This is a genomic window from Pseudomonas iridis, assembly GCF_017980685.1.
Classification (GTDB): Bacteria; Pseudomonadota; Gammaproteobacteria; order Pseudomonadales; family Pseudomonadaceae; genus Aquipseudomonas; species Aquipseudomonas iridis.
Window position 1 is genome coordinate 58,678 of the sequence record NZ_JACXXO010000022.1, and the last position, 25,085, is coordinate 83,762.

General features: G+C 58.8%; 23 protein-coding genes. 17 read left to right on the forward strand and 6 right to left on the reverse strand.

The features are described 5' to 3' along the window. Positions 1–237 precede the first annotated feature (237 nt). Entirely contained in the window at positions 238–1,023 is a 786-nt protein-coding gene (locus tag IEQ42_RS24935) for an outer membrane protein OmpK (RefSeq protein ID WP_042558422.1), read from the forward strand. Between the two features lie 137 nt (positions 1,024–1,160). Here IEQ42_RS24935 and IEQ42_RS24940 read toward each other — a convergent pair whose 3' ends face one another. Further along, on the reverse strand, positions 1,161–2,333 hold the full coding sequence (locus IEQ42_RS24940; protein WP_210705871.1) for a patatin-like phospholipase family protein: 1,173 nt from the start codon (positions 2,331–2,333) through the stop codon (positions 1,161–1,163). A gap of 35 nt (positions 2,334–2,368) precedes the next feature. Further along, positions 2,369–3,301 carry a lipid A biosynthesis lauroyl acyltransferase gene (locus tag IEQ42_RS24945; RefSeq protein WP_042558420.1) on the reverse strand — a complete coding sequence of 311 codons (933 nt, stop codon included), beginning with the start codon at positions 3,299–3,301 and terminating at the stop codon, positions 2,369–2,371. A 117-nt stretch (positions 3,302–3,418) separates the two neighbouring features. Here IEQ42_RS24945 and minC point away from each other — a divergent pair, with 117 nt between their 5' ends. The 8 genes from minC to IEQ42_RS24985 all read left to right on the forward strand — a co-directional run bounded on the left by minC (position 3,419) and on the right by IEQ42_RS24985 (position 11,582). Beyond that, on the forward strand, positions 3,419–4,156 hold the full coding sequence (minC, locus tag IEQ42_RS24950; RefSeq protein ID WP_042558419.1) for a septum site-determining protein MinC: 738 nt from the start codon (positions 3,419–3,421) through the stop codon (positions 4,154–4,156). Between the two features lie 169 nt (positions 4,157–4,325). Further along, positions 4,326–5,138: a septum site-determining protein MinD gene (minD, locus tag IEQ42_RS24955; protein WP_042558418.1), complete on the forward strand. Its 813-nt coding sequence runs from the start codon at positions 4,326–4,328 to the stop codon at positions 5,136–5,138. Next, on the forward strand, positions 5,138–5,392 hold the full coding sequence (gene minE, locus IEQ42_RS24960; RefSeq protein ID WP_003223146.1) for a cell division topological specificity factor MinE: 255 nt from the start codon (positions 5,138–5,140) through the stop codon (positions 5,390–5,392). Before minD ends, minE begins: the two co-directional genes overlap by 1 nt. A gap of 91 nt (positions 5,393–5,483) precedes the next feature. Next, positions 5,484–6,119: an RluA family pseudouridine synthase gene (locus IEQ42_RS24965; RefSeq protein ID WP_016982865.1), complete on the forward strand. Its 636-nt coding sequence runs from the start codon at positions 5,484–5,486 to the stop codon at positions 6,117–6,119. Between the two features lie 180 nt (positions 6,120–6,299). Further along, positions 6,300–7,589, forward strand: coding sequence for a M18 family aminopeptidase (locus IEQ42_RS24970; RefSeq protein WP_150595603.1), 1,290 nt, complete (start codon positions 6,300–6,302; stop codon positions 7,587–7,589). 184 nt (positions 7,590–7,773) lie between these two features. Beyond that, positions 7,774–7,950: a hypothetical protein gene (locus IEQ42_RS24975; RefSeq protein ID WP_191627743.1), complete on the forward strand. Its 177-nt coding sequence runs from the start codon at positions 7,774–7,776 to the stop codon at positions 7,948–7,950. A gap of 77 nt (positions 7,951–8,027) precedes the next feature. Next, a complete protein-coding gene (locus IEQ42_RS24980; RefSeq protein ID WP_210705873.1) occupies positions 8,028–10,181 on the forward strand; it encodes a mechanosensitive ion channel family protein in 2,154 nt (717 codons plus the stop codon). Between the two features lie 66 nt (positions 10,182–10,247). Further along, positions 10,248–11,582, forward strand: coding sequence for an amidohydrolase (locus IEQ42_RS24985; RefSeq protein ID WP_210705875.1), 1,335 nt, complete (start codon positions 10,248–10,250; stop codon positions 11,580–11,582). Positions 11,583–12,115: 533 nt separating this feature from the next. Here the strand turns inward: IEQ42_RS24985 and IEQ42_RS24990 are convergent. Beyond that, positions 12,116–12,829 (reverse strand): UTRA domain-containing protein, encoded by a 714-nt coding sequence (locus IEQ42_RS24990; RefSeq protein WP_047300343.1) that lies wholly within the window; start codon positions 12,827–12,829, stop codon positions 12,116–12,118. Between the two features lie 350 nt (positions 12,830–13,179). On the opposite strand from IEQ42_RS24990, the gene IEQ42_RS24995 reads away from it, so the two are divergent. The 6 genes from IEQ42_RS24995 (at position 13,180) to IEQ42_RS25020 (ending at position 18,614) form a co-directional block, all read left to right on the forward strand. Further along, positions 13,180–14,247: an ABC transporter substrate-binding protein gene (locus IEQ42_RS24995; protein WP_150601271.1), complete on the forward strand. Its 1,068-nt coding sequence runs from the start codon at positions 13,180–13,182 to the stop codon at positions 14,245–14,247. Between the two features lie 180 nt (positions 14,248–14,427). Beyond that, complete coding sequence (locus IEQ42_RS25000; protein ID WP_210705877.1) at positions 14,428–15,234, forward strand: alkaline phosphatase family protein; 807 nt, start codon at positions 14,428–14,430, stop codon at positions 15,232–15,234. Beyond that, entirely contained in the window at positions 15,231–16,076 is an 846-nt protein-coding gene (locus IEQ42_RS25005; protein ID WP_042558410.1) for an ABC transporter permease, read from the forward strand. The genes IEQ42_RS25000 and IEQ42_RS25005 overlap by 4 nt, the downstream gene beginning before the upstream one ends. Beyond that, entirely contained in the window at positions 16,063–16,863 is an 801-nt protein-coding gene (locus IEQ42_RS25010) for an ABC transporter permease (RefSeq protein WP_042558409.1), read from the forward strand. The genes IEQ42_RS25005 and IEQ42_RS25010 overlap by 14 nt, the downstream gene beginning before the upstream one ends. Next, a complete protein-coding gene (locus IEQ42_RS25015; protein WP_150595596.1) occupies positions 16,860–17,849 on the forward strand; it encodes an ABC transporter ATP-binding protein in 990 nt (329 codons plus the stop codon). Before IEQ42_RS25010 ends, IEQ42_RS25015 begins: the two co-directional genes overlap by 4 nt. Positions 17,850–17,960: 111 nt before the next feature. After that, positions 17,961–18,614: an HAD family hydrolase gene (locus IEQ42_RS25020; protein WP_047300339.1), complete on the forward strand. Its 654-nt coding sequence runs from the start codon at positions 17,961–17,963 to the stop codon at positions 18,612–18,614. A gap of 94 nt (positions 18,615–18,708) precedes the next feature. Here IEQ42_RS25020 and IEQ42_RS25025 read toward each other — a convergent pair whose 3' ends face one another. Next, on the reverse strand, positions 18,709–19,671 hold the full coding sequence (locus tag IEQ42_RS25025; RefSeq protein ID WP_210705879.1) for a zinc-binding dehydrogenase: 963 nt from the start codon (positions 19,669–19,671) through the stop codon (positions 18,709–18,711). A gap of 138 nt (positions 19,672–19,809) precedes the next feature. Here IEQ42_RS25025 and IEQ42_RS25030 point away from each other — a divergent pair, with 138 nt between their 5' ends. Next, complete coding sequence (locus IEQ42_RS25030; protein ID WP_210705881.1) at positions 19,810–21,894, forward strand: carboxy terminal-processing peptidase; 2,085 nt, start codon at positions 19,810–19,812, stop codon at positions 21,892–21,894. Positions 21,895–22,028: 134 nt separating this feature from the next. Continuing rightward, on the forward strand, positions 22,029–23,825 hold the full coding sequence (locus IEQ42_RS25035; protein WP_210705883.1) for a bifunctional diguanylate cyclase/phosphodiesterase: 1,797 nt from the start codon (positions 22,029–22,031) through the stop codon (positions 23,823–23,825). A gap of 122 nt (positions 23,826–23,947) precedes the next feature. Here IEQ42_RS25035 and IEQ42_RS25040 read toward each other — a convergent pair whose 3' ends face one another. Together IEQ42_RS25040 and IEQ42_RS25045 are read right to left on the reverse strand one after the other, a co-directional pair. After that, the gene (locus IEQ42_RS25040) at positions 23,948–24,367 is read right to left on the reverse strand and encodes a hypothetical protein (RefSeq protein WP_210705885.1); all 420 of its coding nucleotides are present in this window, start codon (positions 24,365–24,367) and stop codon (positions 23,948–23,950) included. After that, a partial coding sequence (locus tag IEQ42_RS25045; RefSeq protein WP_210705887.1) for an RHS repeat-associated core domain-containing protein occupies positions 24,364–25,085 on the reverse strand: 722 nt, incomplete at its 5' end. The genes IEQ42_RS25045 and IEQ42_RS25040, both read right to left, overlap by 4 nt.

A 25,085-nucleotide genomic window follows, 5' to 3' on the forward strand; every position in this document is an offset into this window, starting at 1 on the left:
GCGGGCCAACTTATCCCGGCCCCGGTCAGTACCGAGGCACCCCGAAAACACGCTCAATCGACTGTTTTTCAGCAGCCGACGGGCGTTTTTTTGCTTTTCGAAAAGCCTTGGCTCAGCTCTTGCTAACAGCAAACAAGCTGACCGATCGGATGACTTTTTGCAGCAACGAAAAAAGGCGCCACACCAGAGCGCCGATCAAAAAAATAAACGTGGAACACCTACTTTGGGAGCAACCGAATGAAACGTATGTGCACCAGCCTGATGCTTGCGGGATCCTTGCTGGCCGGGGGGCAGGCCATGGCCGAAGGCCTCCTGCAATGGCAGGACAACAGCCTGACTTACCTCTATGGCAAGGACTTCCAGGTCAACCCGCGCATCCAGCAGACCGTCACCTTTGAACACGCTGACGGATGGAAGTACGGGGACAACTTCTTCTTCCTCGACAAGATCTTCTACAACGGTGAAAAGGACTTCAACAACGGTCCGAACACCTATTACGGCGAGTTCCAGCCACGCATCTCGCTGGGCAAGGTTCTCGACCAGAAGATCGAGTTCGGCCCGATCAAAGATGTCCTGCTGGCGATGACTTACGAGTTCGGCGAGGGTGACACCGAGTCCTACCTGATCGGTCCGGGCTTCGACCTGGCCATCCCGGGCTTCGACTACTTCCAGCTGAACTTCTACCAGCGTCACACCGAAGGCTCGCGCGCCGGTGACAACGTCTGGCAGATCACGCCGGTGTGGTCCTACACCGTGCCGGTGGGCAATTCGAACATCCTGATCGACGGCTACATGGACTGGGTGACCGACAACGATTCCAACTCAAAAGGCGACTACCACGCCAACCTGCACTTCAACCCACAGGTCAAATACGACCTGGGCAAGGCGTTGAGTTATGGCGAGAAGCAGCTGTATGTCGGTGTTGAATACGATTACTGGAAAGACAAGTACGGAATCGACGACACCGGTGCGTTCAAGACCAATCAGAGCGTGACCAACTTCCTGGTGAAGTTCCACTTCTGATGCGGGTATAAGTGGCGTCTGCAAGGACGCCATCGCTGGCAAGCCAGCTCCCACAAGTTCTTTGGTGTAGACAAAATCTGTTTACGACGCAAAGCCCTGTGGGAGCTGGCTTGCCAGCGATTGCCGCACCACCGATCTCAGGCTGGAACCACCGCTTCGGACAGCCCCAGAAACCGGCACAGCTCCTCCCGCTTGGCCAACGCATCCCGCCGCCCCAAATCAATCAGCTCGCTGCAATACCCCGCCTCGAACAGCAAATAACTCAACACCCCTGCCCCACTCGTCCTGGTCGCACCCGGACCACGCAAGAACAACCGCAACGCCGCCGGCAATTCCTGGCGATGCCGCGCCGCGATCTCATCAATCGGCTGACTTGGCGAAATCACCAGCACCTCCACTGGCGCCACGCCCAATGCGCGGGTCGGCGTGCCATCGGGCATCAGGTGACTGAACTGGTTCAAGCGCTCAAGCAACTCGATGTCGCTCTCCAGACTGTCAATGAACGTGCTGTTGAGCATGTGCCCGCCGATCTGCGCCAGCGTCGGCTGCTGACCGGTGTAGGTGCGTTCCAGCGGCTGCTGCGGATCAACCCCGCGCGGGTTGCCGCTGACGCCCACCACCAGCACGCGAGTCGCGCCCAGGTGCAGCGCCGGGCTGATCGGCGCCGATTGGCGGACCGCGCCGTCACCGAAATACTCCTCGCCAATCTTCACCGGCGCGAACAGCAACGGAATCGCCGAACTGGCCAACAGATGCTCCACCGACAACTGCGTCGGCACGCCAATGCGCCGATGACGCAGCCACGCATCGATCACGCCGCCACCCTGATAGAACGTCACCGCTTGCCCCGATTCGTAGCCGAACGCGGTCACCGCCACGGCGCGCAATTGCTTTTGAGCGATGGATTCGGCAATGCCGGGCAGGTGCAGTTTTTCATTGAGCAGTTCACGCAGCGGCGAACTGTTGAGCAGCGCCACGGGCACTTGTCGACCGATGCCGAGCAAGCTATGGCTGACAAACCGACTGGCCTGATGGATCACGCCAGGCCAGTCACTGCGCAGCACGCGATGGCTGCGAAAGCCCTGCCAGAACAGTGTGAGGCGTTCGATGGCGGCGCGAAAGTCGGTGGCGCCGCTGGCCAGGCTGACCGCGTTGATCGCCCCGGCCGAGGTGCCGACGATCACTGGAAAAGGATTGTCCGCGCCCAATGGCAGCAACTCTGCAATCGCCGCCAACACCCCTACCTGATAGGCCGCCCGAGCCCCGCCGCCGGAAAGAATCAAACCTGTGACCGGTTCAGCTGGGCTCATCGCAACACTCCATGATGCTTAGGGGGATGGGTCAATCAACCGCGTTTGGCGTACAACTTCGGCTCGCCCGGCGGACGGCTCTTGAAGCGGCGATGCGCCCACAGGTATTGCTCGGGGCAGGCCCGCAACGCGCTCTCGACCCACTGATTGATGCGGATGCAGTCGGCCTCTTCGGTCTCACCGGGGAAACCTTCCAGCGGCGGATGGATCACCATGCGGTAACCGCTACCGTCGGCCAGGCGCTCCTGAGTAAACGGCACCACCAATGCCTTGCCCAACCGTGCAAACTTGCTGGTCGCGGTCACAGTGGCGGCCTGAATGCCGAACAGCGGCACGAAGATGCTCTGCTTGGCGCCGTAGTCCTGATCCGGTGCATACCAGATCGCCCGACCTGAACGCAGCAACTTGAGCATGCCGCGCACGTCGTCGCGCTCCACCGCCAGCGAATCGAGATTGTGCCGCTCGCGCCCACGACGCTGAACAAAATCGAACAACGGATTCTTGTGTTCGCGGTACATGCCGTCGATGGTGTGTTGCTGGCCGAGCAGCGCCGCGCCGATTTCCAGGGTGGTGAAGTGCGCCGCCATCAGAATCACGCCTTTGCCTTCGCGCTGCGCCTGCTGCAAATGCTCAAGACCTTCGATGTGCGCCAGTTTTGCCAGGCGCTCGCGGGACCACCACCAGCTCATCGCCATTTCAAAAAAGGCGATACCGGTGGAGGCAAAGTTTTCCTTGAGCAGACGCTTGCGCTCGGCGGCGGACTTTTCCGGGAAGCACAGTTCCAGATTGCGTTTGGCGATGCGCCGCCGGTCGCCGGCCACGCGATACATCAACGCGCCCAAAACTCGACCGATGGTCAGCAGTGCCGGATACGGCAACTGCACAATCAGCCACAAAAGCCCCAGACCGCACCAGAGCGGCCAGAAGCGTGGAGCAAGAAATGCTTTTCGAAAACGCGGGCGATCCATTAAAGCTTCCGTAAATACAGTGGCCGCGCATTCTACATCGTTCGACCCGGCTTGCGGCTCGCGGGCGTTCTCGTTATAAGTCTCGGCACTTTTAGTGACAAGCCGTTGTATGCCGATATGAGCCAAATCCAATCGCCAGACCAAGATCCCGTGTTCCAGTTGAAGGGCAGCATGCTGGCCATTACCGTGCTGGAGCTGTCCCGCAACGATCTCGAAAGCCTTGATCGGCAACTGGCCGCCAAAGTCGCACAGGCGCCAAATTTTTTCAGCAATGCACCGCTGGTCCTGGCGCTGGACAAACTGCCGCCCGGCGAAGGCGCCGTCGACCTGCCGGGGCTGATGCGCATATGCCGTCAACATGGCCTGCGCACCCTGGCGATTCGCGCCAGCCGCATCGAAGACATCGCCGCTGCCATCGCCATCGACATCCCGGTGCTGCCGCCGTCCGGCGCCCGTGAACGACCGCTGGAAACCCCGGAAGTCGAAGTCAAAAAGAAGCCGGAAAAACCGCCAGAGCCGACCATCAAACCGACCCGTGTCATCACGACGCCAGTGCGTGGTGGCCAACAGATATATGCCCAGGGTGGCGATCTGGTTGTGGTTTCGTCAGTCAGTCCGGGCGCGGAACTTCTCGCCGATGGCAACATCCATGTATACGGCCCAATGCGTGGCCGTGCGCTGGCCGGCGTGAAGGGCGATACCAAGGCACGGATTTTCTGTCAGCAATTGAGCGCTGAACTGATCTCCATCGCCGGTCATTACAAGGTTTCCGAAGATTTGCGTCGCGACCCCATGTGGGGCTCGGGCGTACAGGTCAGCCTGTCGGGCGACGTGTTGAACATCATTCGGCTTTAACGGATACTGCCGCATTTTCCAAGCATCTCTAAAACGTAGCGAAAACGGCTCAAACGAAGTAGGAAAAAGGCCAAAAGCCAAATTCCAGCCAAGGCTGTCCGACTGCAGTAGTTTTCAAGAGATGTTTTTCAGGGGCTAAACAGTCCTTCTTCCTTAGGGGTGAAACACCTTGGCCAAGATTCTCGTGGTTACATCCGGCAAGGGTGGTGTGGGTAAGACCACCACCAGCGCCGCTATCGGTACCGGCCTCGCTCTGCGCGGCCACAAAACAGTGATCGTCGACTTCGACGTGGGCTTGCGTAACCTTGACCTGATCATGGGTTGCGAGCGCCGCGTGGTGTATGACTTCGTCAACGTGGTCAACGGCGAAGCCAACCTGCAACAGGCCCTGATCAAAGACAAGCGCCTGGAAAACCTCTACGTACTGGCCGCCAGTCAGACCCGCGACAAAGACGCGCTGACTGTCGAAGGCGTGGAAAAAGTCCTGATGCAACTCAAGGCAGATTTTGACTTCGTGGTGTGCGACTCCCCGGCGGGCATCGAGAAAGGTGCACACCTGGCCATGTATTTCGCCGACGAAGCGATCATCGTGACCAACCCGGAAGTGTCCTCGGTACGTGACTCCGACCGCATGCTCGGCCTGTTGGCCAGCAAGTCGCGTCGTGCCGAACAAGGCGAAGAGCCGATCAAGGAACACCTGCTGCTGACCCGATACAACCCGCAGCGCGTCAGTGATGGCGAAATGCTGGGCGTCGAAGACGTGAAGGAAATCCTGGCAGTGACCCTGCTGGGTGTCATCCCGGAATCCCAGGCTGTCCTGAAGGCTTCCAACTCGGGTGTCCCGGTTATTCTCGACGACCAGAGCGATGCCGGTCAGGCCTACAGCGATGCCGTTGATCGTCTGCTGGGCAAAGAAAAAGAACATCGTTTCCTCGATGTTACGAAGAAGGGATTCTTCGAGCGCCTGTTTGGAGGTAGGTAATGAACCTTTTTGACTTCTTTCGTGCCAACAAAAAGCCAAGTACCGCCTCGGTAGCGAAAGAGCGTCTACAGATCATCGTGGCGCATGAGCGCGGCCAGCGCAGCACGCCGGATTACTTGCCAGCCTTGCAGAAGGAACTGGTCGACGTGATCCGCAAGTACGTCAACATCGGTAACGACGACGTACATGTTGCACTGGAAAGCCAGGGCAGTTGCTCGATTCTGGAACTCAACATCACCCTGCCTGATCGTTAAGTCGATCCGGCAGTCGCTACGGCGGCTCAGGGCCATTCCGACCCCGGAATGGTTCTGAGCCGCCGTTGGCATTTGTTACGAGGCTGTTTTAATGCCGTTGTCCAACATCCACATCCTCCATCAGGACGCTGCCGTACTGGTGGTCAACAAACCGACCCTGCTGCTCTCGGTGCCCGGCCGCGCCGATGACAACAAGGACTGCCTGATTACCCGTCTGCAGGAAAACGGCTACCCGGAAGCGCGCATAGTCCACCGTCTGGACTGGGAAACCTCGGGGATCATTCTGCTCGCCCGTGACGCCGACACTCACCGCGAACTGTCGCGCCAGTTTCACGACCGCGAAACCGAAAAGGCCTACACCGCGTTGGCGTGGGGGCAGCCGGAACTGGACAGTGGCAGCATCGACCTGCCGCTGCGCTACGATCCGCCCACCAAGCCACGTCATGTGGTCGATCACGAATTCGGCAAACATGCGCTGACCTTCTGGCGTGTGCTGGAACGTTGCGGTGACTGGTGTCGCGTCGAGCTGACGCCGATCACCGGCCGTTCGCACCAATTGCGGGTGCACATGCTGTCGATCGGGCATCCGCTGCTCGGCGACGGTCTCTACGCACACGAGCAAGCGCTCGCCGCCTGGCCACGCCTGTGCCTGCACGCGAGCATGCTCAGCTTCACCCATCCGCAAACCGGCGAACGCCTGCGCTTCGAGTGCCCGGCGCCGTTCTGACAAACCCCGCAAAGCCCCATGTAGGAGCTGCCGCAGGCAGCGATCTTTTGATCTTGAGTTCCGTCAATCAAAAGCAAGATCAAAAGATCACAGCCTGCGGCAGCTCCTACACAGATCGCTTCAGATTCAATTCCCTGGTCAATGCGTTAAACTCCCGCCCATTGCTGTCTGGAGCTTCTTATGCGCGAAGAGTTGAACCAAGGCCTGATCGACTTTCTCAAGGCCTCCCCTACCCCGTTCCACGCTACCGCCAGCCTGGTGCAACGTCTGGAGGCTGCCGGTTTTGTGCGCCTCGACGAGCGCGAGCCATGGACCACCGAGGCCAACGGCCGCTATTACGTCACCCGCAATGACTCCTCGATTGTCGCGATCAAAATGGGCCGCAACTCGCCGCTGCACGGTGGCATCCGTCTGGTTGGCGCGCACACCGACAGCCCGTGCCTGCGGGTCAAGCCGCAACCGGAACTGCAACGCCAGGGCTTCTGGCAACTGGGTGTTGAAGTCTACGGTGGTGCGCTGCTGGCGCCGTGGTTCGACCGCGACCTCTCGCTGGCCGGCCGCGTAACCTTCCGCCGCGACGGTAAAGTCGAAAGCCAGTTGATCGACTTCAAGGCGCCCATCGCGATCATCCCCAACCTGGCCATTCACCTTAACCGTGAAGCCAACATGGGCTGGGCGATCAATGCCCAGACCGAATTGCCGCCGATTCTTGCGCAGTTCGCCGGTGACGAACGCGTCGATTTCCGTGCCGTGCTCACCGATCAACTGGCGCGCGAACATGGTCTGAACGCCGACGTCGTGCTCGATTACGAGCTGAGTTTCTACGACACGCAGAGTGCTGCAGTCATTGGCCTGAACGGTGACTTCATCGCCGGCGCGCGACTCGACAACCTGCTGTCGTGCTACGCCGGCCTGCAAGCCCTGCTCACTGCCGAAACCGACGAGACCTGTGTCTTGGTCGCCAACGACCACGAAGAAGTCGGCTCCTGCTCGGCCTGCGGTGCCGACGGCCCGATGCTCGAACAGACCCTGCGTCGTCTGCTGCCCGAAGGTGACGAGTTCGTCCGCACCATTCAGAAATCCCTGCTGGTTTCGGCCGACAACGCCCACGGCGTGCACCCCAATTACGCCGACAAACACGACGCCAACCACGGCCCGAAACTCAACGCCGGCCCGGTGATCAAGGTCAACAGCAACCAGCGCTACGCCACCAACAGCGAAACCGCCGGGTTCTTCCGTCACCTGTGCATGGCTGAAGAAGTACCAGTGCAAAGCTTCGTGGTGCGCAGCGACATGGGCTGCGGCTCGACCATCGGCCCGATCACCGCCAGCCACCTGGGCGTGCGCACCGTCGACATCGGCCTGCCGACGTTCGCCATGCACTCGATCCGCGAACTGTGCGGCAGCCATGACCTGGCGCACCTGGTCAAAGTGCTGAGCGCGTTCTACGCCTGCCGCGAATTGCCCTGATCCTGCGCGACGACCGTGCCCCCCCCTGTAGGAGCTGCCGAAGGCTCGGGCCGCGATCGGACGATCTTTTGATGTTGTTTTTAAGATCAAAAGATCGCAGCCTGCGGCAGCTCCTACGTAGATCAACACTCCTGACGCAAAATCGACCTAGACTCAAATCATCCCTTCTGACAAGGCAGTCACCATGATCTCGATGTCCTCTTTCCACGCCATGCTCATTCCCATCCTGTGCGGAATGATCCTGCTGGCCATCGGCTTCAACTTCCGCGACAAGAACGCGGGGGTGTTCGCGATGTGGATCGGCATGCTGACAATCCTCGCCACCGTGATCTACAAGATCCTCGCCAAACTCAACGAATAAACCCGCGCCCGGCTCGCATTGCTTTCGGCGGGCTCGTACACTTCAGCGAATCCGCCCCTTGCGAGGTTGACCGCCTAGTGTTTGCTCGTCTGTTTGCTCTGCCCTGTATTTTCCTCATCTGCCTGATGACGTTGCTGCCAGTGGCGCCTGCCCACGCGGTCGGTCTGCCGGGCCTGCTCAACACCGGCAAGGCGCAGCCCGAAGCCCAGGAACCGCTCGGGCAGTCCCTCGACGAAGTCATCAAGTCGCTGGAAAACGACAAGCAGCGCGCGCAGTTGCTGACCGATCTGAAGAAACTTCGCGACGCCACGAAAAAAGCCCAGGCCTCACCTGAACAAGGCGTGCTCGGCCTGATTGGCGGCACACTGAGCAATTTCGAGAAGCAGTTCTCCGGCGCCGACAGCCCGGTGACGCGCTGGTCCAGCGAGTTCGATCTGGCCAAGGATGAGTTCAAGGCGCTGATATTGCCGGCCAGCGAATGGCTGCCCATCATCTTTGCCTTCGCCATCATTCTGATGGTCTGGAGCCTGCTCGCCGCTGCGCTGATCTGGCTCGGTCATCGCGTACGCATGCGCTTCGGTCTCACCGAAGAACTGCCACAACACCCCAGGGCCCTCGACATGTTGCGCTTCGCTTTGCGCAAACTCGGGCCGTGGCTGATCGCCCTGGTGATCACCGTTTACATGAGCTACGCGCTGCCATCGTCACTGGGCAAAAGCCTGGCGATGCTATTGGCCTATGCGCTGGTGGTCGGCACCTGCTTCTCGGCGATCTGCGTCATCGCCTTTTCCCTGCTCGACGGCCCGCACCGCCATCGCGCGTTGTACATCCTGCGCCATCAGGCGTTTCGGCCGCTGTGGCTGATCGGCAGCTTCGCCGCGTTCGGTGAAGCCCTGAGCGACCCGCGACTGGTCGAAGGACTCGGCGTGCATCTGGCGCACACTGCCGCGACCATCGCCAATGTCCTCGCTGCGCTGTCGACCGGATTGTTCATCCTGCGTTTCCGCCGGCCGATAGCGCACCTGATTCGCAACCAGCCGCTGTCCCGCCGCCTGACCCGCCGCGCCCTCAGCGACACCATCGAAATCCTCGGCACCTTCTGGTACGTGCCAGCGCTGGTGCTGGTCGGCATCTCGCTGTTCGCCACTTTCGTTTCCGCCGGCGACACCAGCACCGCGCTGCGCCAGTCGCTGATTTGCACCGTGCTGCTGGTGTTGTGCATGGTGATAAATGGCCTCGTCCGCCGTCATTCACTCAAACCGCAACGCGGGCCGAAACGCCACGCGCTCTATTCCGAACGCCTGAAAAACTTCTTCTATACCCTCGCGCATCTGTTTGTGTGGCTGGTATTCATCGAACTCGGCCTGCGTGTCTGGGGCCAGTCGCTGATCGGTTTCGCCGAAGGTGACGGCCATGACATCAGCGTCAAACTGTTCAGCCTGATCGGCACACTGATTTTCTCCTGGCTGATCTGGATCCTCGCCGACACCGCCGTGCACCACGCCCTCACCCGCTCGCGCAAAGGCCTGGCCAACGCACGCGCACAAACCATGATGCCGCTGATCCGCAACGTGCTGTTCGTGACGATTTTCATCATCGCGCTGATCGTCGCTCTGGCGAACATGGGCATGAACGTCACGCCACTGCTGGCCGGTGCCGGTGTCATCGGTCTGGCCATCGGTTTCGGCGCGCAGTCTCTGGTCGCGGATTTGATCACCGGCCTGTTCATCATCATCGAAGACTCGCTGGCCATCGACGACTACGTCGATGTCGGCGGCCACCTCGGCACCGTCGAAGGCCTGACCATCCGCACCGTACGCCTGCGCGACATCGACGGCATCGTCCACACCATCCCGTTCAGCGAAATCAAAAGCATCAAAAACTACTCGCGGGAATTCGGCTACGCGATCTTCCGCGTCGCCGTGCCGTACAACATGGAAATCGATGACGCGATCAAACTCATGCGCGACGTCGGCCAGAAAATGCGCACCGACCCGCTGCAACGCCGCAACATCTGGTCGCCACTGGAGATCCAAGGCGTGGAAAGTTTCGAATCCGGCAGTGCGATCCTGCGCGCGCGATTCAAGACTGCGCCGATCAAACAGTGGGAAGTCTCGAGGGCGTTTAACCTTTCCCTGAAACGACATCTGGACGAAGCCGGGCTGGATCTGGCAACGCCACGCATGAGCGTGCAAGTGATCACCGCCGGTGGTGGCCAGCCGAAGGAATAGCACTTCGCAGCGACACTTGGGTCACAGGCAGGGAAGCCAGAAAAACAATAACCAAGGAGAAACCCAATGCAGCTGACACGCATTGCCCAAGCCGTTTTGCTCACTCTGTTCGCCAGCCACGCCAGTGCGGCAACAATGGAAAGCACCCGTGAACAGATCGCCGCACAGGCCAAACAGCTCGAACCCGAACTGCTGGAAACCCGCCGCGACCTCCACGCCCACCCGGAACTGGGCAACACGGAAAAACGCACATCGGAATTGGTCGCCAAACAACTGAAAGCCCTGGGCCTGGAAGTCAAAACCGGCGTCGCCCGCACGGGCGTAGTCGCCATCCTCAAGGGTGGCCTGCCCGGCCCGACCGTGGCCTTGCGCGCCGACATGGATGCACTGCCAGTCAAGGAAGTCGCCGACCTGCCATTTGCCTCCAAAGCTAAAGGCACCTACCTCGGCAAAGAAGTCGACGTCATGCACGCCTGCGGCCACGACGCCCACACCGCGATCCTGCTCAGCACTGCGAAAATTCTCACAGGCATGCGCGACACCCTGCCCGGCACCGTGGTGTTCTATTTCCAACCGGCCGAAGAAGGCCCAAGCGACTTCATTCCCGACGGCAAAAACACCTGGGGCGCGAAAATGATGGTCGAGGAAGGCGTGATGAAATCGCCGAAACCCGACGCCGTCTTCGGCCTGCACGTCTGGGCCGGCATCCCCGCCGGCCAGATCGCCTACCGCCCCGGCGCCACCCTCGCCAGCTCCGATGACCTGCGCATCAAAATCCTTGGCAAACAAACCCACGCCGGCCGCCCGTGGGACGGCATCGACCCGATCACCGTCGGTGCACAAACCATCGTCGGCCTGCAAACCGTGGTCAGCCGCCGCACCGATATTTCGTCTTATCCGTCGGTGGTCAGCATCGGCACCATCAATGGCGGCACGCGCTACAACATCATCCCCGAATCAGTCGACATGACCGGCACCATCCGCTCGTACGACTACGGCATCCGTCAGAAACTGCACGCCGACGTACGCCAGACCATCGAGAAAATCGCTGAAAGTGGCGGTGCGAAAGCCGATGTCACCATCATCGAAAAATACGACCCGACGATAAACAACCCAGCGCTGACGGACAAAATGCTGCCGACATTGAAGTGGGCAGCCAGGGATGACGTGGTGAATGCGCCGCTGGTGGGTGGCGCGGAAGACTTCTCGTTCTTCGCCAAAGAAGTGCCGGGATTGTTTGTGTTTCTGGGCGTGACGCCAAAAGATCAGGACATGAGCAAGGCTGCACCGAACCACAATCCGGGGTTCTTTGTGGATGAGTCGGCGTTGGTGGTGGGGGTGAGGACACTGGCCTCGCTGGCGACGGATTATTTGTATGCCAATGCGGGGGCGGGTAAATAAGCTTTAGGTGAATGTGGGGGCGCTTTCGCGAGCAGGCTCGCTCCCACATTTGGAACGTGTGCAGCCTGTCAGAAACAGGTCGGCTGTCAGGCCGCCATCGCTGGCAAGCCAGCTCCCACAAGGATTGAGTCCAACCGGCAAACCAATATCGCTTCGGCTTCTCACCACTCAACACAATGAGCGCAAGCTCGAGCACCGCTCTTGATCTTGCCGTGCTGGCCCCTTCGGCAGGCTGAGTGGAGGGATTGATCCGGGGGTGGGAGCGCAGCGACCGTTTGGCGAAGCCAAATACAGCGAGAGGAGGTGCAGCGAAGCAAACCGTAGGCGCTGCGCCCGGATCGATCCCGCAGCGAAGGAACCCCGAGCCCCAGCGAGCGGGCCGAACGCCGGGGCCCAGCGTTTTGGTTACTTTTTGGCGTCTGAAAAAGTGACTCGCTGTAAGAGCGAAACCGCCAGCGGCGACCCCCGCAGAAACGGATATTCACCCAGAACCCAATAGCCTGGTCGGCCCAGAGGCCGCCAAGGCCAAAGCCTCAAACCACATCAACCCCAACATGAATCGCATCATGTCGCCAAAACTCCAGATCACAATCAATCAACCGCTCATGCTGATCATAATTAACCCGAGCAATCCGCAACCCCGGGCTCCCCACCGAAACCCGTAAAGCCGCCGCCGCATCCACCGACAAAGACGTCGGCACAATCTCGAACCGCACTCGCCCATAGTGCAAATCGTAATGCCGCGCATACAACTCGGTAATCGACTGATTCAGATCAAACTCCAGAATCCCCGGAAAAAACTGCGGATTCAGATAATGCTCAACATAAAGCACCAGCCGCCCATCAATCCGCCGCGACCGACAAATCTGAATCACACTCGACAATGCCGGCAGTTGCAACCACGCACACACCGCCGCCGAAGCCGGTTGTAGTCGGGCCGAAATAACCTCGGTCGAAGGTACCCGCCCCTGCGCACTGACCATCGCGTGAAAGTGACTGCGCTGCATCAGGTTGTACGCCAGACGCGGCGGCGAAACGAACCAGCCCCGCCGCTCCTCACGATAAATCTGGCCCTGCGCCTCCAATTGCAACAACGCCTCACGCACAGTTATCCGCGTCGTGCCAAACAACTCACTGAGCTTGCGCTCGGCCGGCAATTTGCTGCCGGGCGCCAAAAGTCCGTGGTCGAGTTGCTCCTGCAAGACCTGGCCGATCGCTGTCACCGCTTTTGTTGCCTCATCGCGCATCAACGTTACCTATCTGGACTAGACCAGCACTGTTTCGGGGCAAGACTGCACGACGATCACGCCGTTTCCATGTGCTGCAAGCCTAGGCAGTGCAGATGACCGAGAGATGACAAAACGGCTCAACGGTCGCACTCAAGACTTGCAATACATCGGCCAAATCCCTTTCCTCCGGGGCTTTGGGCATGGTCTACGCTTATCGAGCAGCCGCAAAAACCGGGCAAATAAAAGGCCTGACACAAGGTCACCGACATCAAAGTGTCATCCAGCCCCCTTAAATTGGCTCAGGTATTGCTGACCTAGACCAACACAAACCGCAATCGCAGCGTTGAACACGACCAAGGAGCTTCGGAATGAAACAGCTTTTCCTGGCAACACTGTTAGGCTCGACCATTGCCATGTGCACCGCCGCCATGGCGGCCGACACCGATCTGAAAACCCTCGAAGCCGCTGCGAAAGCGGAAGGCGCCGTCAACAGCGTCGGCATGCCCGATGACTGGGCCAATTGGAAAGGCACCTGGGCAGACCTTGCCAAGAATTACGGCCTGAAACACATCGACACCGACATGAGCTCGGCTCAGGAAATCGCCAAGTTTGCCGCAGAAAAAGACAACGCCAGCGCAGACATCGGCGACGTCGGTGCTGCCTTCGGCCCGATTGCGGTCAAGCAAGGCGTGGTGCAACCCTACAAGCCAAGCACCTGGGATCAAATCCCGGACTGGGCCAAGGACAAGGATGGCAACTGGGCACTGGCCTACACCGGCACCATCGCCTTCATCGTCAACAAGAAGCTGCTGCACGGTTCTGAAGTGCCAACCAAATGGGCTGACCTCAAGGGCGGCAAATACAAGGTTTCCATCGGTGACGTGAGCACCGCCGCACAAGCTGCCAACGGCGTTCTCGCCGCAGCACTGGCCAACGGTGGCGACGAGAAAAACATTCAGCCTGCCCTGCTGCTGTTCGCAGACATCGCCAAGCAAGGTCGCCTGTCGATGGCCAACCCGACCATCGCCACCATGGAAAAAGGCGAGATCGAAGTCGGCGTGGTCTGGGACTTCAACGGCCTGAGCTACAAAGCCAAGATGGCCAACCCGGATGACTACGTGGTGCTGATTCCGTCCGACGGTTCGGTGATTTCCGGCTACACCACCATCATCAACAAGTACGCGAAAAACCCCAACGCCGCCAAGCTGACCCGCGAATACATCTTCAGCGACGCCGGCCAGACCAACCTCGCTCGCGGCAATGCGCGTCCGATCCGTGCCGAACACCTGCAATTGCCGGAAGACGTGAAGGCCAAACTGCTGCCGAACGAGCAGTACAAAAAGGTCACCCCGATCAAAGACGCCGATGCCTGGGAAAAGACCTCCAAAGCTCTGCCGCAGAAGTGGAACGAAGAAGTCATCGTAGAGATGAAATAAGGCGCCTGATCCCTACTGCGTAATCTGTTGAGATCCAAATGTGGGAGCGAGCCTGCTCGCGAAGGCGTTGTGTCAGTCGACATCAGTGTTGAATGATCTGGCGCATTCGCGAGCAGGCTCGTTCCCACAGGGGATCCGGGTTGAATTTCAAGTTTCCTGTTTCGCGGAGTTTTTGCCCCTATGAAGCACAACGTCATCCTTGTCGTGCTCGACGGCCTCAGCCATGAAGTCGCGCGCCACGCCATGGGGCATCTGCAGGCTTACGTTGGCGCAGGACGCGCCGCGCTCTATCAGTTGGAGTGCGAGTTGCCGGCCCTGTCCCGACCGCTTTATGAATGCATTCTTACCGGCGTGCCGCCCATCGACAGCGGCATCGTCCACAACAACGTCTCGCGCCTGTCCAGTCAGCGCAGCATCTATCACTACGCCCGCGACGCCGGCCTGATAACCGCAGCGGCGGCTTATCACTGGGTCAGCGAGCTGTACAACCGCTCACCATTTGTGGCCGCACGCGACCGTCACACCGACGATCCATCGCTGCCGATCCAGCACGGGCATTTCTACTGGAACGATCACTACCCTGATTCGCACCTGTTCGCCGATGCGGAAAACCTGCGCCTGCGCCACGCGCCGAACTTCCTGCTGATCCACCCGATGAACATCGACGACGCCGGGCACAAACACGGCCTCGACAGCTCGCAGTACCGCAACAGCGCACGCTCGGCCGACATCCTCCTCGCCGACTATTTGCAGGGCTGGCTCGACGCTGGTTATCAGGTGCTGGTGACCGCCGACCACGGCATGAACAACGACCGCTCGCACAACGGCCTGCTGCCGGAAGAACGCCAGGTGCCGCTGTTCGTCCTCGGTGACGCCTTCAGCCTAAGCGCAGACGCCATCCCCAAGCAGACCGAAATCTGCGGCACGGTCTGCGAACTGCTCGGCGTGCCCCACGACAAACCTGTGTGCCGGGAGCTGCTCAAATGAACGCTATGACTCGCGGCAAATGGCTGGCAGCCCTGTGCCTGGTGCCCTTCGCTTTATTCTTTATCGTCTTCGAAATCGCCCCGCTGATCTGGGTGATGATCAACAGCCTGCAATCGGAAGAATTTGGTTGGGGCGTTGAAAACTTCACGAAAATCTTCAGTTCAAAATTCTATTTGCAGGCGATCCAGTACAGCCTCGAGATCAGTTTCTGGTCGAGCGTATTCGGCATCATCATCGCCGTACTGGGTGCGTATTCCCTGCGCCGGGTGGATTCGAAACTGCGCAATTTTGTGAATGCGTTCGCCAACATGACCAGCAACTTTGCGGGTGTGCCCCTGGCTTTCGCGTTCATCATCCTGCTCGGTTTCAACGGCAGCATCACGATCATGCTCAAGCAGGCCGGGATCATTGAGGACTTCAACCTGTATTCGAAAACCGGGCTGATCATCCTCTACACCTATTTCCAGATTCCCCTCGGCGTGCTGCTGCTCTACCCGGCTTTCGACGCCTTGCGTGAAGACTGGCGCGAGTCCGCCGCGCTGCTCGGCGCCAACGGCTGGCAGTTCTGGCGCCACATTGGCCTGCCGGTACTGACCCCGGCACTGCTCGGTACTTTCGTGATCCTGCTGGCCAACGCCCTCGGCGCTTATGCCACGGTGTATGCGCTGACGACGGGCAACTTCAACGTGCTGCCGATCCGCATTGCCGCGATGGTTTCCGGCGATATTTCGCTCGATCCGAATCTGGCCAGTGCGCTGGCCGTGGTGCTGGTCGCGCTGATGACCATCGTCACCGTCGTGCATCAACTGCTGTTGAAGAGGAGCTACCATGTCTCGCGTTGAATCCGGTCCGGTCGGCATCTACCACCGCGTCGTGGTCTACCTGCTGTTCGCCATCCTCTTGCTGCCGCTGGTGGGCACACTGATCTACTCGATTGCCAGCAGTTGGTCGGCGACCATTCTGCCCAGCGGCTTTACCTTCAAGTGGTACATCCAGTTATGGAGCGACCCGCGTTTCCTCCACGCTTTCGGCCAGTCACTGCTGGTGTGTGTCGGCGCGCTGGTGCTGTCGGTGGTGCTTATCCTGCCGCTGCTGTTCGTGGTGCATTACCACTTCCCGAAACTCGATGCGCTGATGAACATCCTCATCCTGCTGCCCTTCGCGGTGCCGCCAGTGGTGTCGTCCGTGGGCCTGTTGCAGCTGTACGGTTCCGGGCCGATGGCAATGGTTGGCACGCCGTGGATTCTGATCGGTTGCTACTTCACCGTGGCGCTGCCGTTCATGTACCGGGCGATTACCAACAACCTGCAAGCGATCAACCTGCGCGACCTGATGGACGCTGCGCAACTGCTCGGTGCCAGCACCTTTCAGGCGGCGATTCTGGTGGTACTGCCGAACCTGCGCAAAGGCCTGATGGTGGCGTTGCTGCTGTCGTTCTCGTTCCTGTTCGGTGAGTTCGTGTTCGCCAACATCCTCGTCGGCACCCGCTACGAAACCCTGCAGGTCTATCTGAACAACATGCGCAATAGCAGCGGTCACTTCACCAGTGCGCTGGTTATCTCCTACTTCTTATTCGTGCTGGTCCTGACCTGGATCGCCAACATCTTGAACAAGGACAAAAGCGAATGAGCTATGTCAGCGTCCAACATCTGCAGAAAAGTTATGCGGGCACTACCGTATTCAGCGATATCGACTGCGAAATCAACAAGGGCGAATTCGTCACCCTGCTCGGCCCCTCCGGTTGCGGTAAATCCACCCTGCTGCGATGCATCGCCGGCCTGACATCGGTGGATGGCGGCAAGATACTGCTCGATGGCGTCGATATCGTGCCACTCAGTCCGCAGAAGCGCGGCATCGGCATGGTGTTCCAGAGCTATGCGCTGTTCCCCAACATGACCGTGGAACAGAACGTCGCGTTCGGCCTGCGCATGCAAAAGGTCAACGCCGACGACAGCCACAAACGGGTTACCGAGGTGTTGAAACTCGTTGAACTGAACGACTTCGCCGGCCGTTATCCGCATCAACTGTCCGGCGGCCAATGTCAGCGCGTTGCCTTGGCCCGCTCGTTGGTGACTCGCCCGCGATTGTTGTTGCTGGATGAACCCCTCTCGGCGCTTGATGCGCGAATTCGCAAACACCTGCGCGAGCAGATTCGCCAGATCCAGCGCGAACTCGGCCTGACCACGATTTTCGTCACACACGATCAGGAAGAAGCGCTGACCATGTCTGACCGGATTTTCCTCATGAATCAGGGAAAAATCGTACAAAGTGGCGATGCTGAAACCCTGTATACGGCACCGGTCGATGTGTTCGCTGCGGGCTTCATCGGCAACTACAACCTGCTCGACGCAGAGGACGCATCGAAGCTGTTGCAGCGCCCGATCAATCACCGCATCGCCATTCGCCCGGAAGCCATCGAATTGAGCCTCAACGGCGAGCTCGACGCGCAGATCCGCAGCCACAGCCTGCTTGGCAACGTCATCCGTTATCGCGTTGAAGCACGCGGTGTGGAACTGGTAGTGGACGTGCTCAATCGCTCGGCCGCCGATCTGCATCCCGACGGCCGGCGTCTGGCGCTTTCCATCGATCCGACGGCCCTGTGTGAGGTCGCTTAAAAGCAGCTGCAAGCTTCGAGATACAAGCTTCAAGCTGTAGACTGCGACGCATCTCATTTCAACTCTTGCAGCTCGAAGCTTGTAGCTCGCAGCTGTTCTCGGAGAGAACCGATGGCTTTGGCAATTTTTGATCTGGACGAAACCCTGATTCACGGCGACTGCGCCACCCTCTGGAGCGAGCAGATGGGACGCTTGGGGTGGGTCGACCCCGAGTCGTTCATGCGCAAGAACAACGAACTGATGGATGCCTACAGCCATGGCAAATTGCGCATGGAAGACTACATGGAGTTCAGCCTCGAGCCGTTGATCGGCCGCACGCCGGAAGAGGTCGAGCACCTGGTCGGCCCGTGGGTGGAAGACTTCATCGAGCCGATCATCTTCAGCGACGCGACCAAAACCATCGCCGCCCACCGCAAGGCCGGCGACCGGATCCTGGTGATCTCGGCCTCGGGCACGCACCTGGTCAAGCCGATTGCCGATCGATTGGGCATCGACGAAATTCTCGGCATCGAACTGGAAGTCGCGCACGGTGTGTACAGCGGCCACACCGTCGGGACCCTGACCTACCGCGAAGGCAAGATCACCCGCTTGCTGGAATGGCTGGATGCTGAAGAAGAAAATCTGGAAGGCGCGAGTTTCTATTCCGACTCACGCAATGACCTTCCATTGCTGCTGAAGGTGGATTTCCCGCACGTGGTCAACCCGGATCCGGTGTTGCTTGAGCACGCCGAAAAGTCCGGCTGGCCGATCCACATCTGGAAGTAAAAACAAAAGATCGCAGCCTTCAGCAGCTACAGGGCGTTCACTTTGCCAATGCAGGAGCTGCCGAAGGCTGCGATTTTTTGATCTTGCCGTTTTTTCAGCTAAGGCTGTCGTCGATCACCAAGACCAGTTTCCCCGCCACCGTATTGCTCGCCAGCTCCGCAAACGCCGCCTCGGCATCTTTCACCGGGAAAGCCTTTGCCAATTGCGGTTTCAACCGGCCTTCGGCAAACAATGGCCACACGTGCTGGCTCAGGTCACTGAACAGATCTGCCTTGAACTGATCGTCGCGGCTGCGCAAGGTCGAGCCCAGCAATTGCACACGCTTGGCCAATACCTGTGCCAGATCCAGTTTAGCCTCGCGGCCGCCCATCAGACCGATCAACACCCAGCGTCCATCCAGCGCCATCAGCTTGAGATTCAGCGCCGAATAATTGCCACCGACCGGATCGAGGATGACGTCGAACGGGCCGAAGTCGCGCAGGCTTTCCAGATCATCCGTGCGCACCACCCCGCCCTGCGCGCCCAGACTTTCACAGTAGGCCAAACGTTCGGCTGAACCGACGCTGACCCAGCACGGATTGCCGAACGCCTTGCACAGCTGAATGGCGGCTGAACCGATCCCACTTGCTCCGGCGTGCAAGAGAACTTTCTCACCCGGTTTGAGCGCCGCAAGTTGAAACACATTCAGCCAGACTGTTGCGTAAACCTCAGGCAATGCCGCCGCTTCGATCAGCGAAACACCGTCCGGAACCGGCAGCACATGCCGCCCGTCGACCACCACCTCTTCGGCCATCCCGCCCCCGGCCAGCAAGGCGCAGACCCTATCGCCTACCTGCCAGGACGAACCTGCGCCGACCTCGCTGATCACCCCCGAGCACTCAAGACCGAGTACCTGGCTGGCACCCGGCGGAGGTGGATAAAGCCCTGCCTTCTGTAATAAATCGGCTCGATTGAGGCCCGCTGCCGCCACGCGAATGCGAACTTGTCCTACATCACATGTAGGACTCGGCTCTTCAACCCATGCCACTTGACCTTCCACGCCTTGCAATGCCTTCACAGTGCCTCCATAGTGAGTCTGGACTGAGCCCGAAGCTGTAGCGCCGGGCTTTTTGCATTATGCGACCGGCTCTTGTAGAACCGGCGACTTCAAAGACGGCCTAATATGCGTTATCAATTGTCCCCGCGTCGAATCAGCATGAAGCATTTGCTCCCCAGCACCGCCCTAGCACTTTTCATCGGTATCGGCCTGTTGCCGGTGTCGGGCAATACATTCGCAGCCAACAGCTGGGACAAGTTACAGCCTGATCGCGACGAAGTGATCGCCAGCCTGAACGTCGTCGAGTTGCTCAAGCGTCACCACTACAGCAAGCCGCCGCTCGATGATGCGCGCTCGGTAATCATCTACGACAGCTACCTCAAGCTGCTGGATCCGTCGCGCAGCTACTTCATGGCCAGCGACATCGCCGAATTCGACAAGTGGAAGACCCAGTTCGACGACTTCCTCAAAAGCGGCGACCTCAACGCCGGGTTCACCATCTACAAGCGCTATCTGGATCGCGTCAAATCGCGTCTGGACTTCGCCCTTGCCGAGCTGAACAAAGGCGTCGACAAGATGGACTTCAACACCAAGGAGACCTTGCTGATTGATCGCAAGGACGCACCTTGGCTCAAATCCACCGCCGAACTCGACGACCTGTGGCGCAAACGCGTCAAGGACGAAGTCCTGCGGATGAAGATCGCCGGCAAAGAGCCCAAGCAGATCCAGGAAACCCTGACCAAGCGCTACAAGAATCAATTGTCGCGTCTGGACCAGACCCGTCCGGAAGACATCTTCCAGGCGTACATCAACACCTTCGCCATGTCCTACGATCCGCACACCAACTATCTGTCACCGGATAACGCGGAAAACTTCGACATCAACATGAGCCTGTCCCTCGAAGGCATCGGCGCCGTGTTGCAGAGCGACAACGATCAGGTGAAAGTCGTGCGGCTGGTGCCAGCAGGCCCGGCCGACAAGACCAAAATGGTGGCTCCGGCCGACAAGATCATCGGCGTTGCCCAAGGCAACAAAGAGATGGTCGACGTGGTCGGCTGGCGTCTGGACGAAGTGGTCAAGCTGATCCGCGGCCCGAAAGGCACCGTGGTGCGCCTGGAAGTGATTCCGGCCAGCAATGCACCGAACGACCAGACCACCAAGATCGTGCCGATCACCCGTGAAGCGGTGAAGCTCGAAGACCAGGCCGTGAAAAAATCCGTGCTGAACCTGAAACAGGACGGCAAGGATTACAAACTCGGCGTGATCGAGATTCCAGCCTTCTACCTCGACTTCAAGGCGTTCCGTGCCGGTGATCCGGATTACAAGAGCACCACCCGTGACGTCAAGAAACTGCTGACCGAACTGCAGAAAGAAAAAGTCGACGGCGTGGTTATCGACCTGCGTAACAACGGCGGCGGTTCCCTGCAGGAAGCTACCGAGCTGACCAGCCTGTTCATCGACAAGGGCCCGACCGTCCTGGTGCGTAATGCTGATGGCCGCGTCGACGTGCTGGAAGATGAAAACCCGGGCGCGTTCTACAAAGGTCCGATGGCACTGCTGGTCAACCGTCTGTCGGCCTCGGCTTCTGAGATCTTCGCCGGCGCCATGCAGGACTACCACCGCGCACTGATCATCGGCGGCCAGACCTTCGGTAAAGGCACCGTGCAGACCATTCAGCCGCTGAACCATGGCGAACTGAAACTGACCCTGGCCAAGTTCTACCGGGTTTCCGGTCAGAGCACCCAGCATCAGGGCGTCCTGCCGGACATCGACTACCCGTCGCTGATCGACACCAAGGAAATCGGCGAGAGCGCCCTGCCGGAAGCCATGCCGTGGGACACCATCCGCGCGGCGATCAAACCGGCGGCCGATCCGTTCAAACCATTCCTGGCACAGCTCAAGTCCGAACATGACACGCGCACCGCCAAGGATGCCGAGTTCGTGTTCATCCGTGACAAGCTGGCCCTGGCGCAGAAACTGATGCTGGAAAAAACCGTCAGCCTCAACGAAGCCGAACGCCGTGCCCAGCATGCCGACATCGACGCCAAGCAACTGGTGATGGAGAACATCCGTCGCAAGGCCAAGGGCGAAGAGCCGCTCAAAGAGCTGAAGAAGGAAGACGAGGACGCCCTCGCGGCAGCCGAGCCGGACAAGCTCAAACCAGAAGACGATGCTTATCTGAGCGAAACCGGGCGCGTTCTGCTGGATTACCTGAAGCTGAGCAACCAGGTCGCCAAGAAGTAAGGTGATGGCGATTTAATGCTGACGATCCCCGGATCGTCATCAAACAGTCATCATTCTGTCGTGCAATAAAGGACTGGGAGCCACTCTCTTCATCGAGAGGGCTCCCAGTCCTTTTTTTATCGCCAGAGATTGCCATGACCACGACCGAACAGCTGAGTGCCTTGAGCTCGATCCTGACTCAAAGCGGATTACACAGCCTGTTTCAGCCGATCATATGTCTCTCAGAGCGCCGCATTCTCGGCTACGAAGCCCTCACCCGCGGCCCGTCCAACAGTCCTTTGCATTCACCGATCGCGCTGTTCGCCGTGGCGCGTCAGGCCGGGCGCCTGAGCGAACTGGAGATCGCTTGCCGACAAAGTGCTTGCCGCCGTTTCAACGAGCAGCAACTGCCGGGCAAGCTGTTTCTTAACGTCTCGCCGGAATCCTTGCTCGAAGCCGCGCACCAGCCGGGGCGCACGTTGCAACTGCTGCAGGACTTCGGCATTCCACCTAGCCAGGTGGTCATCGAACTCACCGAACAGACGCCGATCGACGACTTCCAGTTGTTGCAGACCGCGTTGCATCACTATCGGGCCATGGGTTTTTCCATTGCGCTGGATGATCTCGGCGCCGGGTATTCGAGCCTGCGCCTGTGGTCGGAACTGCGCCCGGATTACGTGAAAATCGACCGGCACTTTATCGACGGTATCCATCAGGACGCCTTGAAGCGCGAGTTCGTCGGGTCGATCCTGCAAATCGCCAAGGCGTCACGGGCTCAAGTGATTGCCGAAGGTATCGAGTTGCCGGAAGAACTGGCGGTGCTGACGGAAATGGGTGTCGATCTGGTGCAGGGTTATCTGCTCGGCCGTCCGCAAGAGCATCCACCCCGCGATGCCCGCGCCTTGATGCCCAAACACGACAGCAGCGCTGTGGCGCTGAACGACGAAGGCAGCGATCTCAGCGCCTTGCTCAACGAGCAACCGGCCGTGGGGCGCGATACGCCGACCGCCACCGTGCTGGAAGCCTTCCGCCGCCAGGCCAATCTCAACTCGCTGGCAGTGCTCGACGAACAAGGTCAGCCGTGCGGCATCGTCCACCGCCACTCCCTGTCGGATGCCTTGCTCAAACCGTTTGCCACCGATCTGTTCGCGCGCAAACCGATCAGCCGATTGATGAACGACGACTTCCTCGCCGTGGAAATGAGCCAGTCGCTGCAACAGGTCAGCCGCCTGATCACCAGCCGCGCCCGCCAACGCATCGAAGAAGATTTCATCATCACCCTCAACGGCGGCTACCTTGGCCTTGGCCGGGTGATCGACGTGCTCAAACTGATCACCGAACTGAAAATCCAGCAAGCCCGCTACGCCAACCCGCTGACCCTGCTGCCCGGCAACGTGCCGATTCAGCAATGCCTGACCCGCCTGCTGCAGCAAGGCCGCGAGTCGGTCATCTGCTACGTCGACATCGACAGCTTCAAACCCTTCAACGACATCTACGGCTACGGCCGCGGCGACGAAGTCCTGCTGTGCCTGGCGCAATGCCTCAACGAACGCGTCGACCCCTCCCGCGACTTCGTCGGCCATATCGGCGGCGACGACTTCCTCCTAGTCCTTGGTCCCGAAGACTGGCGCAAACGCCTCAACCAACTGCTCGACGACTTTCAAAGCCAATGCCGCCGTTTCTATCGCCCTGAACATCTGGAGGCCGGATGCTTTATCGCGCCTAATCGCCAAGGAGTGCGGCAGGAGTTTCCGTTGCTGTCCCTGTCCATCGGTGTTGTGCATCTACAACCCGACGCCTGCGCGTACCTTGATGCCAGTCAGCTTGCGGAGATGGCTTCGCAGGCGAAGCACCATGCCAAGAATGTTCCCGGGTATAGCGTGCATGTAATTGATAGCCTCACTGCGACCGACATCCATCCACCGCAACTAATCGGACACGTGATTAAATAGCGACCAGATCTCTATGGGAGCAAGGCTACCCACGAGGGGCAAGTTGGCGCAGCTAATTGCTTACCTTGGTACTAGTTCCACAAGCAAAATCAACAGTGCCCATTTTTATTGAAATATCGTCCTCACCATGTAGATCTGTCCTCACCAGCAGCCTTCTCAAGATCTTCCCCCCAAACCTCTTTCGCCAAGCGGTAGATCTCTTCAAAAAAACAACGAGGGCTGTTTAACGAATACCATTCCCCCCTAGGCCAGCTGGATGTTTCGCACTCATCAATATCAAAAAAACCACTAAAATTATAGTTTGAATCTTCTAACGCCGACTCTAAAGCCTCAAACAAAACCAGCTTATGTCTATATGATAGATACGGCAGATTTAGACAATACTTCCTTATAAGCTTCTCTCTATCATCCGAAATATTCGGATTATATACACTGAGTTCGACACCTCGAGTCTCCTCTCGGTCATAGACATCAAAAACACCAACAAGCCAGCTAAATCTTGGATTGAAAGGCTTATTTAAGTACGGATCTTTCAACATCATTTCTTCTCCGATGGAAAACCTGTAAACGGTTCTTGCATGTTTGTCTTATCAAATTTAACCTCAAACCAGTTCATATTCTCATTCAGAATCGGATTTTGCGGATCGTTCCTGTTCGGTTTGTAGCCTCGCCCTGCACCAGGCAATTCGAACCTGACTATCGGAGTGTCATTCTGATCCTGCCCCGTATGCATAATTAAGCCATTTTTATCCCTGGTCATCGCCTTGTTTAATGCACCTAAATGCATTCGCCAATTATGGAATTGTGAGCTTGGGTTTCCTCTAGGTGGTATTGGAACGACGCCAGTGTGAGGATCAGCGCCATTGATTGCTCGCTGTTTTAGGGCTCGATCAGGAATTTCGGAACTGTGCTTTTTTACAGTGTGCATATCATAGAGTTCTTCATATTCATGTACCCGACGCTTCGCATTCTCTTCAGCCACCTCATCAAGCCTCGCCCGTCGCTCCTGCGCCGTCATTTTCGGCAGCGGGGGCGCACCCTCTTCGACGACCACTCGACCAGCCTCGTACCGCATCGGACGACGCGGTGCTGACGGCGGACAGTTGGAACTCAACCCCAACGGATCCACCCACCCCGTCGGATTCGGCACGTACTGGTACTGATTGATCCCGCCCGCCAACTTGATCGGGTCCGGCGTCAAATACCGTCCAAGCCTTGGGTCGTAGTACCGATGCCGGTTGTAATGCAGCCCGCTTTCCG

Bases quoted from the DNA above. Each gene is read 5' to 3' on its own strand.
- IEQ42_RS25035 (WP_210705883.1), top strand. From the start codon at position 22,029: ATGACCACGACCGAACAGCTGAGTGCCTTGAGCTCGATCCTGACTCAA.
- IEQ42_RS24995 (WP_150601271.1), top strand. From the start codon at position 13,180: ATGAAACAGCTTTTCCTGGCAACACTGTTAGGCTCGACCATTGCCATG.
- IEQ42_RS24970 (WP_150595603.1), top strand. From the start codon at position 6,300: ATGCGCGAAGAGTTGAACCAAGGCCTGATCGACTTTCTCAAGGCCTCC.
- IEQ42_RS24975 (WP_191627743.1), top strand. From the start codon at position 7,774: ATGATCTCGATGTCCTCTTTCCACGCCATGCTCATTCCCATCCTGTGC.
- IEQ42_RS24935 (WP_042558422.1), top strand. From the start codon at position 238: ATGAAACGTATGTGCACCAGCCTGATGCTTGCGGGATCCTTGCTGGCC.
- IEQ42_RS25000 (WP_210705877.1), top strand. From the start codon at position 14,428: ATGAAGCACAACGTCATCCTTGTCGTGCTCGACGGCCTCAGCCATGAA.
- IEQ42_RS25005 (WP_042558410.1), top strand. From the start codon at position 15,231: ATGAACGCTATGACTCGCGGCAAATGGCTGGCAGCCCTGTGCCTGGTG.
- IEQ42_RS25020 (WP_047300339.1), top strand. From the start codon at position 17,961: ATGGCTTTGGCAATTTTTGATCTGGACGAAACCCTGATTCACGGCGAC.
- IEQ42_RS24940 (WP_210705871.1), bottom strand. From the start codon at position 2,333: ATGAGCCCAGCTGAACCGGTCACAGGTTTGATTCTTTCCGGCGGCGGG.
- IEQ42_RS24945 (WP_042558420.1), bottom strand. From the start codon at position 3,301: ATGGATCGCCCGCGTTTTCGAAAAGCATTTCTTGCTCCACGCTTCTGG.
- IEQ42_RS24990 (WP_047300343.1), bottom strand. From the start codon at position 12,829: ATGCGCGATGAGGCAACAAAAGCGGTGACAGCGATCGGCCAGGTCTTG.
- minE (WP_003223146.1), top strand. From the start codon at position 5,138: ATGAACCTTTTTGACTTCTTTCGTGCCAACAAAAAGCCAAGTACCGCC.
- IEQ42_RS25040 (WP_210705885.1), bottom strand. From the start codon at position 24,367: ATGATGTTGAAAGATCCGTACTTAAATAAGCCTTTCAATCCAAGATTT.
- IEQ42_RS24985 (WP_210705875.1), top strand. From the start codon at position 10,248: ATGCAGCTGACACGCATTGCCCAAGCCGTTTTGCTCACTCTGTTCGCC.
- IEQ42_RS24965 (WP_016982865.1), top strand. From the start codon at position 5,484: ATGCCGTTGTCCAACATCCACATCCTCCATCAGGACGCTGCCGTACTG.
- IEQ42_RS25030 (WP_210705881.1), top strand. From the start codon at position 19,810: ATGAAGCATTTGCTCCCCAGCACCGCCCTAGCACTTTTCATCGGTATC.
- IEQ42_RS25010 (WP_042558409.1), top strand. From the start codon at position 16,063: ATGTCTCGCGTTGAATCCGGTCCGGTCGGCATCTACCACCGCGTCGTG.
- minC (WP_042558419.1), top strand. From the start codon at position 3,419: ATGAGCCAAATCCAATCGCCAGACCAAGATCCCGTGTTCCAGTTGAAG.
- IEQ42_RS25015 (WP_150595596.1), top strand. From the start codon at position 16,860: ATGAGCTATGTCAGCGTCCAACATCTGCAGAAAAGTTATGCGGGCACT.